The following is a 13,044-nucleotide window of genomic DNA, read 5'->3' on the forward strand; positions in this document are numbered from 1 at the left end:
AGGGAGGGCCGCCCGGCCCCGGCCGCTCTCACACCATGTCCTGGAGAGACACCGAGGCACCTGGAGCAAGGCTGACCTGTCGGGTCTTCCCGCCGAACGCGACCGTCGTCGTACGACCGCCCACACTGCGCAGCCGGGCCTCCACGATCTTTCCCGACCGCCACCTCAGGTCGACGACGAAGCCGCCCCGCACTCCCACTCCGGTGACCGAACCGGAGGCCGCCCAGGCCGCGGGCAGGGCCGGCAGCAGTTCGACGTGGCCGGGGCGTGAGTACACGAGCATTTCGATCATCGCCGCGGCGGTGCCGAAGTTGGACTCGATCTGGAAGATGCCGCGCCCCTTCTCGACCTCGTAGATGTCGAAGAGGTTCGGCGCCGTGCCGTTGGTACCGCCGATGGACGGGGTGAGGTTGTTGACGACCAGCTGGTATGCCTTGTCGGCGTCCTTGAGCCGGGCCCAGCACAAGCTGCGCCAGGCGTTGGCCCAGCCGAAGTTCTCCATGCCCCGCGCGGTGAGGAGGGCCGTCGCGCCGGCCACGATCTCTTGGGGAGTGGAGGCGTCTGGACGGATGCGGTCGCCGGGGAACAGACCTATGAGCGGGGAGAGATGGCGGTGGGTGGACTCGCCGAGGTTGTCGGGGGACATCCATTCCTGCAGCCAGCCGGAGGTGGGGCTTACCTCGGGCAGGTAGAGCTTCTCCCGGAGCGCGCCGACGGTCCTGCTGTACGCCGCGTCCCTGCCCAGAGCCTCGGTCGCGGTGCGGTAATTTCCGAAGAGCGCCCAGACCAGTTCCTGCGCGTAGGTGATGCCCTTGGCGTCCTGCGGACCGTGCTCCGGGGACCAGTCCTTGTCGTCGATGAGCACCTCACGGGACCCGCCGGTCGCCGGGTCGGTGACGGTCGTGGTGATCAGCCGCGCCTCCCAGAACTCCACAGCGCCCTTGAGCAGCGGATAGATCTTGGCGAGGTACGCCTTGTCCAGGGTGTACTCGTAGTGCTCGTAGAGGGAGTTGGCCAGCCAGGCGCTGCCCCCGGGGTGCCACCACCAGCCGCTGCCGCCGTGGATGTTGGTCGAGAAGGCGACGGCCCAGCCCGCAACCCTGCCGGTGGAGTTGCGGTACCGGTTGCGCGGGTCCTGGTAGAGCTCGTGGGTGAGATCGGTCCAGGACGGCAACTGGGCGAGGCAGTAGTCGGCGAAAGCGTCGAACAGCCCGGAGAGGCCCGCCCGGTCGGCCATCCAGTAGTTCATCTGGATGTTGATGTCGGTGTGGTAGTCGCCCATCCAGTCCGGGTCGTTGCCGTCGAGCCACAGCCCTTGAAGGGCGACCGGCAGATTGTCCCGCGAACCCGCGATCATCAGATAGCGGGCGAACTGGAGGTAGGACGCCTCCAGTTCGGGATCGGGCTCGCCGCCGGTGTGACGCGCCCGGACCCTCTCCCAGGTGTCGAGCCCGCGCTGCCGCGCAGAGGACCGGCCAAGCGAGACGTCCATGCGCTCGAACAGTTCGCGGTGGTCCGCGACGTGGCTGTGCAGCAGGGAGGCGGCCGAGCAGCGGGCGGCGGCAAGGACTTTGGTCCTGGCCAGAGCCTCAGGGTCCAGGCGGGGGGCTCGGTAACCGGTCCTCACATCAGGGGCGTAGTTCGTTCCGCCGCTGACGACGACCGTGAGCTCCTTGCAGCCCGCGAAGGTGATACGCGTACCGTCGACCACCACGGTGCCGGTGCTGCTGTACGCCGTCACCGCCGCGCCGTAGCGCAGTCCGTTGTCGGGGAAGGAGGCACCGAACGAGGCGTAGGCGCGGGTCCTGTCGGCCGTTGTCTTCTCGTCGTGGGTGCCGGCGAGGGCGACGGATCCGGTGTAGCGTCCGCCGCCCTTCTGGGAGAAGTGAAGGACGATGGCATCGTCGGGGTGGCTGGCGAAGATCCGTCGCTCGTAGGTGACTCCGGAGCGTACGTACGAGGAGGACACCACGCCCTGACTGATGTCGAGGTCTCGCCGGTAGGCGGAGATGCCCGACAGGTCGTGGTCGGGGATGTCGACGGTCAGGCGTGCGAGCAGCGTGAACGAACCGAAGTCCTGTCGGCCGTAGGGGAACTGGCCGTCCGCGTCGAGCGTGCCGTTGACGCCGCCGGTCCACAGGGTGGCGTCGGTGACGAGGAGCACCTCGCGGGAGGGGTCGTTGCCGACGAGCGCGCCGAGGCGGCCGTTGCCCACCGGGAGACCCTGCTCGATCATGTTCTTGTCGGAGGCGGGTGACTGGTACCAGAACCTGGTGGTCGAGTCTTCGGACAGCAGAGGGGAGGCCGTCTGCCGGACCACGGGGGCGGACGCCGCGAAGGCGGGCAGCCCGCCGAGCGCGGTGAACGCTCCCACGGCGGCCGCAAGCGAGAGCGCCTGACGTCGGCTGGGGCCGACGGGTGACGGGGCCGGCGCGGAGGGTTCGATGTGCTGGTCGTCCACGGTGCACTCCATTTCGGAAGGACGGTGCCAAACGTGCGGGTGCCGGTCCGCCGGGGCAGGGGGGGCACCGGTGCGGGAGCCGGGGCATCAGCGCCCCGCACCGGTCAGGTGAGACGGACTCGGGCGGTGCGCGAGGACTCAGAGCCGCGGGACGGCGATCTTGTCGATGTCCGGGGCGTAGTCGTCGCCGCTGTCGAAGGTGATGGTGTTGGCACCGGCCTTGAGCGTCACCTGCACGGTGACGGTCTCGACGGTTCCCCAGTCGGCGGTGGCGGGGAACCTCAGGGCGGTGGCGCCGTTCCCGTTGGTGGAAACCCTCGCCGGACGCTGGTCACCGCTGATGTAGGACACGTCGATCATGTATGTGCCGGCCCGGGTGACGGTCACCTCGTTGAACTGGAGCTTTGCGCCCTGGTAGAGATTGCCCACCTTGTGGGTGCCCGAGCACATGCCGCAGTCACCGATCGAGGCGTTGCCGGTGAGTGTGTTGGCCGGGGCCTCGGCCTCGTACGCCGTCTTCTCGAAGAGGGGGCCACGCGGCGTCACGGTCAGCAGGCGGGAGCCGTGGGCCGGCAGCGCCTGGGTCACCTTGTCCTTGAACGTACCCAGGTCGTCCTGGTTCCAGACGTCCCGGACCTTGCCGTGTCCGGTGAAGCCCAGCGACTGCCAGTCGGCGGTCACGGCGGCGGAGGTGTCACCGAGGTTGAAGAGGGCGACGGTGTAGCTGCCGTCGGCGTTCTTCGCCGCCCATACCTGCTGGCTGCCGGTCGCGGTGATCGGCCGGGCCGGCGGGGCGCTGCCCTGGTTGATGGCGATCACGTCCTTGTTGGTGAGCAGCGAGACGCCGTAGTCGTCGAGGCGGGTGAGGTCGTCGCCGGTGTACAGGGGCGACTTGGCGATGGCCCACAGGGTCATGTAACTCTGCCGCTCGGCCTTGGTCAGGCCGTCCATCTCCCCGTTGCCTACGTCGACGGCGTCGAGGTCGTTCCAGCCGCCGGGGCCGGCGAACCGGGTCCACTTGGGGGCGTCGTCGAACCGGTCGTTGACCGAGTTCTCCCACGACACGAGTGTGTTGCAGTAGCACTCGACGTCGGTGTCGATCCGCCAGCCGTTGGTGTACTTCTTCCAGTCGGCGGCGTGGTTGATGTCGAGCGACCAGGAGACCTCGAGGTGGAGCGGGCGGCCCGCGGTGGCGATGGCCTTCTGCCACGCGGCGACGTCGGCGACGTTGTCGTAGTTGTCGCCGTTCTTGAAGGAGCCGGGGCCGACCCCGTCCAGCTTGAGGAAGTCGTAGCCCCAGTCGGCGAACATCTGGGCCTGTGAGTCGACGTACTTCTGCGCGCAGGGGCGGGAGAAGTCGAGCTTGTAGCTGCTGTCCCAGCCGTTGGTGGTGCGCAGGTCGGGGTAGACGATGTCGGCGGTGGTGCACTGCGCCGCGCCGAAGACCGGGACCTGGCCCTCGCCGTACGCCTCCTTCTCCAGACCGACCGGCAGGTAGATGCCGGCCTTGAGGCCCTTGGCGTGTATGTCGTCGGCTACGGGCTTCATCCCGCGGGGGAACCGACCGGGGTCGGGGGCCTGCCGGGCGTACGCGTCGAACTCCGGCTTCCACGCTGTGTCGCGCCACCAGCCGGCGTCGATGTTGACGTATTCGTACCCGTACTTCTTGAGCTTCGACGCGAGGGCGCCGGCCTGCATGAGGACGTTCTTCTCGGTCAGGTAGCTGTAGTCGCCGTCCGGGTTGAGGCCCGGGTACTTGGACGACTGCATGGACCAGCTCGTCCAGCCCATGAAGGGCTTCTGCGCGACCCCGGCGGCGGGGGGCGTGACGGGCCGCGCCTGGTCGGCGGTGGGGGCGGCCGCCATGGCGGCGGGGACGGCGGTGGTCAGACCGGCGGCGAGGGCCAGGACCAGCACAGCTCTGACGGGGTACGAGGGTGACCGCATGGGTCAAGACCTCCTGTGGTCGGCGCGGAACGTACACGGATCGGGTCGGTACGGCGGGAGACAGCGGTGAAGCGGTCGGCTCAGCCCTTGCCGGAACCGATGGTCAGCCCGCTGATGAACTGGCGCTGGAGCGCGAAGTACACCAGCAGCGTGGGGATCGCGGTCATCAGCGCACCGGCCGCGATCAGATTCGGGTTGGTGAAGTACGCGCCCTGGAGATTGGCGAGCGCGGAGGTGATCGGGCGCTTGTCCCCGGTCTCGATGAGGGCGAGCGACCAGAAGAAGTCGTTGTAGATCCAGATCGATTCCAGAGTGGCGAGGGCCGCGAACGCGGGCCTGCACAGCGGCAGCGCGATCTGGAAGAACTGCCGCCACACGGGTGCGCCGTCCACCAAGGCCGCTTCGCTGATCTCCTTGGGTATCGTCCGCATGTAGTTGCTGAGGACGAAGGTGCAGAAGCCGCACTGGTAAGCGATGTGGATGAAGACGATCCCCCACACCGAGTCGTAGAGCAGAAATGAATCGCTCATCCAGCCCGGCAGCGGGACCAGGAGGTAGAGCCGGTAGAGCGGGGTGATGAGCACCTGGGCGGGGAGGAGGTTCCCCGCGGTGAACAGCATCAGCAGGACGATGTTCCAGCGGAAGTCGAAGCGTGAGACGAAGAACGCGACCGCCGCGGAGAACAGCAGGGTGCCGAGAACGGCGGGCACCGTGATGAGGACCGAGTTCCAGAAGAAGTGCGGCATCCCGGACTGGTTCCAGGCGTCCGAGAAGTTCTCCAGACTGATGCTGTGGGGCCAGGAGAGGTATCCGTGCGCACTGGTGTCCGAGTAGGACCGCAGCGAGGTGTAGACCGCCCAGAGCAGTGGGACGAGCCACAGCAGCGCGATGCCGCCGAGGAGGACGTGCCGTCCGGCCTGGCTCTTGGGGCGGGAGGGCCCGTCCGCCGGGGACGGCGAGCGGCGGGTGCGTGAGCCGGCGGCCGGCGGTGTGGCGGTCGCGGTCACTGGTCCTCCGTGCGGAAGGTCTGTACGAGGAAGGTGCCGATGGCGATGAGCGAGACGACGAGCAGGACCACCGCGAGGGCGGAGCCGTAACCGATATGGCTGGACTCGCCGATGATGTTGTCGGTGATCAGGAGCGAGAGGAGCTCCATTCCGGGCTTGCTGCCGACACCGCCCCCGAGCACGTACACGATGTCGAAGGCGCGGAGCGACTCCATGACGGTGACGACCAGGATGATGATGTTGACGGGCTTGAGGGCGGGGAAGACCACGCGCAGGAAGGTCTGGCGCTCGTTGGCTCCGTCCAGGGACGCGGCCTCCTTCAGCGCGGGGTCGAATCCCTTCAGGCCGGCCAGGTAGAGGATCATGATGTAGCCGGTGTGGCGCCAGGCCGAAGCGACCAGTACCGCCCACAGGTTGAGGTCCGGATCGCCGAGCCAGTCGATGTGGTGGCCGGGTGCTGCCCCGTTCAGTACACCGTTGAGCAGCCCGTTGTCGGGGTTGTAGATGATCTCCCAGATGAAGCCGACCACGGCCAGGGAGAGCACCATGGGCAGGAAGATCGCGGTCTGGTAGACCCGGGTGAAGCGGATCTTCCGGTCGAGCTGGTACGCGAAGAAGATGCCGAACGGAGTGGGCAGCAGAGCCGTGAACAGCAGCCAGACGACGTTGTGCTGCACCGCCGGCCAGAACGGCGGGTAATTGGTGAAGATCTCCTGGTAGTTGTCCAGCCCGATCCAGCGGATGTCGGACAGCGCGATGCCGTCCCAGCTGGTGAAGGAGAGTCCGATGGACGCCAGTGCCGGCAGCCAGACGAAGACGAGCAGAGCGAGCAGGGGGATGCCGACGATGACCGCGAGGAAGAGACGGTCGCCGCCGCCGAGCCTGCGGGGCCGGGGGCGGGCGCGTGACGGAGAGGACGGCGCATGGCGTACGGAGGACATGGTGGAACCTTCCCGGCCCTGATCAGGCGGTGAAGAAGCGCGAGCGCTGGGACTCGATCTTCTTGAGCAGGGCCGAACCGTCGTCAGGGTGTCCCAGCCACTGGGTCAGACCGGGCAGTACGACGGTGGAGATGAAGCCGGGGTCGCTGTCGCGGTCGCCGAACTGGGTGATGTGCTTGGCGGAGGCGATGAGGTCGGCGGACTTCTTCTGGAGCGTGTTGTACGCGCTCGTGTCGGCACCGGAGTTGACCGCCACGTTGCTCGGGTCGGCCCCCATGTAGAGGTTCTCCGCCTCGGCGCTGCCCAGAAACTCCAGCAGCTTGGTTGCGCCCTTCTCATTCTTGGGCTTGCGGCTGAGCATGAAGCCGTCGGTGGGGGCCTCGACAGTGTCCTGGCCGAAGGACGGGTCTATCTCGGGGAAGGCGAAGAAGTCGATGTCGTCGCGGAGTTCCTCGTCCGTGATCTGCTGGCCGAGGAAGAGACCGATGACGGCCATGCCCGACTTCTTGTCGAGCAGGGACTGAGCGGCGTCCTGCCAGGAGCGGCCGCCGGCGCCCTGCTGGTAGTACGGGCTCAGTTCGCGCCACAGGTCAAGGGCCTTCGTGGTGCGGCGGTCGGTCCAGGACACCTCGCCGCGCATCAGCGACATGTGGAAGTCGTAGCCGTTGGCTCGCAGGTTGAGGTAGTCGAAGGCCCCGAGGATGGACCAGCTGTCGCCACCGCCGTAGCCGGAGGCGATGGGCGAGAGGCCGTCCTTCTTCATCTGCTTGGCGAGGGCGGTGAACTGACTCCAGGTGCGGGGGGCCTGGTACCCGCGCTCCTGGAACACGCTTTTCCGGTAGAAGACGGCCCAGGGGTAGTTGTACAGCGGGACGAAGTAGTACTTGCCGTCCTGGCCCTTGGACAGCTGCTTCGCTGCGTCGCTGAAGCCGGAGCCGATCTTTTCCCACACGTCGTCGACGGGGTGGGCCAGGCCCTTCTTGGCGAAGAACTGCATGCGGTAGCCGGCGAACCAGGTGAAGACATCGTCCGGCGTGCCCTGGAGGTAGTTGGAGATGGTCTTCTGGAACGTGTCGTGGTCGACGGTGTTCGTCCTGACCTTGAGGCCGCTGTCCTTGGCGAATCCGCCGGTCAGGGCGGCGTAGGCCTTCTTGGGGGTCGCGTCGGCCCCGTTGGACCCGAAGGTCACGGTCTTCGGGTCGGCCGAGGGACCGCCTCCGCAGGCGGTCAGGGCGGGTACGGCCAGTGCGGCTGCGCCGACTCCGAGCGCTCCGCGCACCACGTTGCGGCGGCTGGGGGCGTTCAAGGGCCATGGGGTGCGGCTCTGCAGCGTCATCGCTACTCCTTGTGCGTGTCTGATCCGATGAAGGACTGGATTGCGGTTGCCGCAGCCCCGCGCGCCCACTCCTCGAAGGGCAGTGGACGTGTCATCACGTCGCACTGCGCGGCGGTACCGAAGGCGGACGAGGTGAACGCGTCACGGATCTGCTCGGCGAACAGGTCGTACGCCGCCAAGCCCTCGCCCGAAATGATCACCCGTTGGGGTCCGATGACGTTGACCACGGCTCCGATGGCCCGGCCGATGGCCTCCCCGGCCCGTGCGTACGCCTCCCTGGCGCCGGGGTCGCCCCGGTGGGCGAGCTCCAAGGCCTCCTGGGGGTCGGCGACGGGCAGACCGGTCACCTCACGGACACGGCGGACGATGGCGGAGTCGCCCGCGATCGCTTCCACACAACCGTTGTTGCCGCAGTGGCACGGGGGCCCGAGCGGGTCGATGGACAGATGCCCGATCTCACCGGCCACACCATGGGCGCCCGAGACCACTCGACCGTGCACGACAAGTCCGCAGCCGATGCCCGCGCCCACCGTCACCAGGGCGAAGTCGGACAGTCCGACACCGGCACCGAACCACTGCTCGGCGACGGTCAGCGCGCGTACGTCGTTGTCGACGGTGACCGGCAGCCCCGTCACGGTCTCGGCCAAGTCGGCGAGCGGCACGTCGCGCCAGTCCAGGAAGGGCGAGTAGCGCACGACTCCCGCCGCGCGGTCCACGTCCCCGGAGACGGCGAGACCGATCCTGCGCACCTCCACCCCGTAGCCGTCCGCCTCCGTGAGGAGTTCCAGGACGAGTCCGGCAATGGTGGCCAGCACGGCGCCCGGCTCGCGGGTGGTGAGCCGGACATGCCGGGCGACGCGGATGCGGCAGCACAGGTCGGTCAGGACCGCGATGATCTCGTCCCCGGTCACCTTGACGCCGATGAACAGGGCCCGCCCCCCGTCCACCCGTACGGGGTTGGCTGGACGTCCGACGGAGGACCGTGCTTCCTCGTCCACTCCTTCGACCAGATATCCGGCGTCCATGAGCGGACGGACCGCCTTGGTGACCGCGGCGGAGGAGAGCGTGGTGCGGCGGGCTATCTCGGTCCGCGTCAGCGGTCCGTGGGTCAGCACGGTCGTGAAGACCAGGGAGGCGGCCGGCGTCGGTGCCGGAACCGCCTCGGTACGAGGGGTCGATCGCATGGCCCGAAACGTAGGGGTGTTCTTTTCCGCTGTCAATGAAAGAAGCAACCCCCTTTGGAATCAGCACCGGAGACCGACCAAAGCTTTCAATTACCAGAAGTGCCCCAGGTGTTGACACATGATCGAAGGGAGGGTTGGCTGCCATCTGCTCGTGAGACACGAACGAACGTGAGGATCCATGCCTGTGATCTCCTATGCCCCCGACGCCGGGGTCTGGCTGCTCTCCACTCCGCGCACGTCGTACGCCCTGCGGACCGACACGACAGGGGCGCCCTGTCACCTCGCGTGGGGACCGCGGCTGACCCTCGAGGAGGCACAGGAACTCGCCGCTCCGCAGGCGCCGCCGGCCAGCAGCTTCGAGGGCCGCTCCCCCGTCGGCGAGGAACTGCCCGTGGACGGCGGTGCCCGCTACGGCACGCCTTCGTTGCAGGTGCGCTTCGCCGACGGCACCCGCGCCTTCGAGTGGCAGCCGGCCGGGCACCGCGTCCACGAGCCGGAGCCCGGATCCCAGGAACTGGCCCTGGAGTTCTCGGACCGTCACTATCCGCTGACCGTCACACTTCACTACCGCGTGTACGCCGACAGCGATGTGATCGAGCGGTGGACCCGGCTGCGCAACACCGGGAACGACCCGCTCGTCCTGCTGCGCGCCGACTCCGCCGCATGGACGCTGCCGTCCAGGGAGGACTATCGGCTGAGCCATGTGACGGGACAATGGTCCGCCGAGAGCCAACTACGCAGGGAGCAACTGCCGTTCGGCGAGACCGTACTCACCAGTCGCCGGGGGATCACCAGCCATCACGCCAACCCGTGGGTGATGCTGGACGCGGGAGACGCCACCGAGGAACACGGCCAGGTGTGGAGCGCGGCCCTGGCATGGAGCGGCGGCTGGCGCGTCACGGTGCAGCGCACGCCCGATGGCCGAGCCTGCTTCACCGGCGGCGCCGGCCATGACGGAGCGTCACTGACGCTCGGTCCTGGAGAGCAGTTCCTCACCCCGGTCCACGCGGGTCTGCACAGCGAGGGCGGATTCGGCGCCGCGAGCCGGGCCTGGCACGCCTATACGCTCGCCCACGTGCTTCCGCACCCGGACGAGACACAGCCGGTGCTCTACAACTCGTGGGAGGCTACCGGCTTCGACGTGGACGCGGCCGGGCAGAAGGCGTTGGCCGCGCGGGCGGCCAAGCTCGGCGTGGAGCTCTATGTGATGGACGACGGCTGGTTCGGGGGCCGCCGTAGCGAAAGGGCCGGGCTCGGCGACTGGACAGCTTCGCGGGACCGGTTCCCCGAGGGGCTGTCGCCGCTGGTCGCGGAGGTGCACCGGCTGGGGATGCGCTTTGGCCTCTGGGTGGAACCCGAGATGGTCAACCCGGACAGCGATCTCTACCGGGAGCATCCCGACTGGGTGCTGCACTTCCCGCACCGTACGCGCACCGAGCTGCGCAGCCAGCTGGTGCTGAATTTCGCGCGCCGCGACGTGGCGGAGTGGGCGTACGGCTGGCTCACCCGCCTGGTGGGCGAGCACGGAATCGACTTCCTCAAGTGGGACATGAACCGGGCGTTCAGCGAAGCGGGCTGGCCGGAACGGCACGGCGACGCCGATCAGGTGGGCACGGCGTACGTGCGCAATCTGTACGAGGTGATCGACCGGCTGCGCGCCGACCATCCCGCGCTGCGGATCGAGACATGCAGCGGCGGTGGCGGCCGGGTGGACCTGGGCATCCTGTCTCGCACCGACCAGGCCTGGACCTCGGACAACACCGACGCTTCCGATCGGGTGGCCATCCAGCACGGTTACAGCCAGATCTATCCGGCGCGGACCATGGCCGCCTGGGTGACCGACGTGCCGAACCAGCTCACCGGCCGCTCGGTACCGCTGCGCTTCCGCTTCCATGTGGCGATGGCGGGGGTGCTGGGCATCGGCGGCGACCTGACGCGCTGGTCCGACGCGGAGCTCGCGGAGGGCGCAGAGCTCGTCGCGGAGTACAAGCGCGTCCGTCCGCTCGTCCAGCACGGCGTGATGCACCGTCCGCGCGGACCGGTGGATGACGGTCCAGCCGCTGTGCAGTACACCAGCCCGGACCGCAGCGAGGCACTGCTCCTGGTCTGGCAGCGGGGCCCGCGCCACGGAAGTCCACGTACGCCGCTGCGGCTGGCCGGCCTGGATCCGCGCGCCCGCTACCGTGACACCCGCACCGGAACGGTGCACTCCGCGAACGTACTGACCGGCTACGGCATCCTGCCCGAACTGCCTCCCGGGGACTGGGCCAGCACGGCCGTGCATCTGATCCGCGTGCCCTGAGGAGGCCGGGCGGGCCGCCGTCCGGAGGATGCCCGGCACCAGCCGCTCCACCAGATTTGCCATGCACAGCTCAACGACCGATCAAGCCATGAGAAGCGACGTCCAAGCGCGTCCTACGGTGCCGGCACCCTCAGGGCAGTGGCGCGCCGTCTGCCATGGCGACGAGAAGTCGACGGTCGCCATCGCGGCGAACTGGGCCGGTTCACCACCGGCTGTGCCAGTACAGCGCGTTCCTCGTCACTCGAAGGGGCGCAGCACCATCCCGCTGGCTCCCCCAGGCCCCACCGTTGTTGGTGTATCGGAGGGGGAACGCGCCGGCCCGGCGGATCGTCCGCAGCTGGCTGTGGCCAAGGTCCGCTCGCTCCGAGTACCGCACAAGGTGCTGCGCCCCGACGTCGGTGGGAGCGCCGTTCCCCGCGCTGACGGAGAAGTCGGCGTTCGAACTGACAAGGGTCCAGTCCGTTCCACCCCGCGCCTGGTAGAGCTTCGCTCCGAGCCAACTCCGGAAGGCTCCGCGCGGGTAGTACATCTCCCGGCACTGCAGGTTGGAGAGGCAGGCGGCGCCCATCCAAGCAGCCTTGTGCGGAGTGCCCAGGGTGACGACATCCTCCACGTACAACGTGTCCGGCCAGGTGGGGTCGCCCTTGGCGTATCCAGCCAGCGCGGCACGGATGATGAGCCCTCCCATGGAATGCCCGACGAGGTCGACGGTCCGCCCCTTGGCCGAGTTCATGTCGTGGATCTTCCACGCCAGCCCGCGCCCCAGATCTTTCAGGGACGTGTCGACGGTTCCCTTTCCTTCCGGGTCGATGCGGACGTCGCAGTCCGGATCGTCTTCCTCGTAGAAGCCGACACGGTGCAACTCGCCGTCCCAGCGCGATTTGTTGAACAGGCTGGCTGCGGAGTCCCACTTACTGCCGCACGCGTCGCCGGGCGTGTATCCCTTGACGAAGAAGACGGGGCGCTTCGTGCTGTCCTTGCGCGGAGGCGGGCCGGCCTCGATCGCAGCCTGGCTGGTTGCGGTGGCATCGGAACGGTGGACAGCGGTCGCCGTAGAGTTCGTGGCGAGCATGAGGGTGGCGCTCAGTATGAGCGTCGCGAAGGACGAACGGATTCTCATGTGTACTGCTCCTTTCGGGTATCGGACAGAGTGCGGAGCACGAGCGCCGCACCGGGAATCGCGGTCACCTGGCACCGTCGCGCACCTACGCGCGACCGGCTGACAGGGGAGCAAGCGATGCGGGTACCGGCGCTGTGCGTGGTGACTGGGTCATGCCGGGCGGTCGAGGGCGGCGCTTTCGAAACAGCCCGTACCTGGGCCATCCCGGTCATCCGGGCGGCCGGGACCTGGGCGACGTCGACCGTCCCGGCGCCCAGGTCCCGCACCATCTGCACGGGCCGCTTGGACCGTCGCCACCACCGCCACCGCGGGGTGCGCGGCGGTCGCGGCGCATCCCGCGGTCAGATGACGTAAACGGTGTTGCCCGAGCTGACGAGTGTGCTTCCGCTGTACGTGCGGGCCTGGAAGCTCAAGGCCACCTCGAAAGGCAGATAGATCTCTGCGCTGCAGTGGTTGTAGCCGGGGTTCTCGTGGTAGACGGTGGTCTCCCCGTAGCTGTAGACCCTGGCCGCCGGGTGGTTGCCGGAGGCCGTGTCGCAGATCTTGATCGACCACGTGTCACCGTAGAAGCAGACCCGCGAGCCGGAGGTGGAGGAGACGAATTCCTCCGACCCGCTGCACGTGTGCGCTGCGGCGGAGGCGGGCTGCGTGATGGCGACTGTTCCGCCGAGCACCAGCGCTGCGGCTCCGATGGTCTGCACCACACGTTGCGTAATTTTCGACATGCCTGACTCCCTTGAAGGTCG

Annotated in this window: 9 protein-coding genes; 1 reads left to right on the plus strand and 8 read right to left on the minus strand. The window is 68.2% G+C overall.

What is annotated here, in order from left to right:
* Nucleotides 1-28: 28 nt before the first annotated feature.
* The 6 genes from ABZ454_RS23665 to ABZ454_RS23690 form a co-directional block, all read right to left on the minus strand.
* The gene (locus ABZ454_RS23665) at nt 29-2,461 is read right to left on the minus strand and encodes a glycoside hydrolase N-terminal domain-containing protein (protein ID WP_359540588.1); all 2,433 of its coding nucleotides are present in this window, start codon (nt 2,459-2,461) and stop codon (nt 29-31) included.
* A gap of 138 nt (nt 2,462-2,599) precedes the next feature.
* Nucleotides 2,600-4,408: a CBM35 domain-containing protein gene (locus ABZ454_RS23670; protein WP_359540591.1), complete on the minus strand. Its 1,809-nt coding sequence runs from the start codon at nt 4,406-4,408 to the stop codon at nt 2,600-2,602.
* 80 nt (nt 4,409-4,488) lie between these two features.
* A complete protein-coding gene (locus tag ABZ454_RS23675; protein ID WP_359540594.1) occupies nt 4,489-5,415 on the minus strand; it encodes a carbohydrate ABC transporter permease in 927 nt (308 codons plus the stop codon).
* Nucleotides 5,412-6,356, minus strand: a complete 945-nt coding sequence (locus tag ABZ454_RS23680; RefSeq protein ID WP_359540597.1) for a sugar ABC transporter permease — start codon at nt 6,354-6,356, stop codon at nt 5,412-5,414. Before ABZ454_RS23680 ends, ABZ454_RS23675 begins: the two co-directional genes overlap by 4 nt.
* 22 nt (nt 6,357-6,378) lie before the next feature.
* Nucleotides 6,379-7,692, minus strand: a complete 1,314-nt coding sequence (locus ABZ454_RS23685) for an ABC transporter substrate-binding protein (RefSeq protein WP_359540600.1) — start codon at nt 7,690-7,692, stop codon at nt 6,379-6,381.
* Between the two features lie 2 nt (nt 7,693-7,694).
* On the minus strand, nt 7,695-8,876 hold the full coding sequence (locus ABZ454_RS23690; protein ID WP_359540603.1) for an ROK family transcriptional regulator: 1,182 nt from the start codon (nt 8,874-8,876) through the stop codon (nt 7,695-7,697).
* A 178-nt stretch (nt 8,877-9,054) separates the two neighbouring features.
* Here ABZ454_RS23690 and ABZ454_RS23695 point away from each other — a divergent pair, with 178 nt between their 5' ends.
* Nucleotides 9,055-11,178, plus strand: coding sequence for an alpha-galactosidase (locus tag ABZ454_RS23695; protein ID WP_359540606.1), 2,124 nt, complete (start codon nt 9,055-9,057; stop codon nt 11,176-11,178).
* Between the two features lie 202 nt (nt 11,179-11,380).
* On the opposite strand, the gene ABZ454_RS23700 is transcribed toward ABZ454_RS23695, so the two are convergent.
* On the minus strand, nt 11,381-12,298 hold the full coding sequence (locus ABZ454_RS23700) for a hypothetical protein (RefSeq protein ID WP_359540608.1): 918 nt from the start codon (nt 12,296-12,298) through the stop codon (nt 11,381-11,383).
* A 341-nt stretch (nt 12,299-12,639) separates the two neighbouring features.
* On the minus strand, nt 12,640-13,023 hold the full coding sequence (locus tag ABZ454_RS23705) for a hypothetical protein (protein WP_359540610.1): 384 nt from the start codon (nt 13,021-13,023) through the stop codon (nt 12,640-12,642).
* Nucleotides 13,024-13,044 lie beyond the last annotated feature (21 nt).

It is taken from the genome of Streptomyces sp. NPDC005803, from assembly GCF_040630435.1.
In the GTDB taxonomy this organism is placed as follows: domain Bacteria; phylum Actinomycetota; class Actinomycetes; order Streptomycetales; family Streptomycetaceae; genus Streptomyces.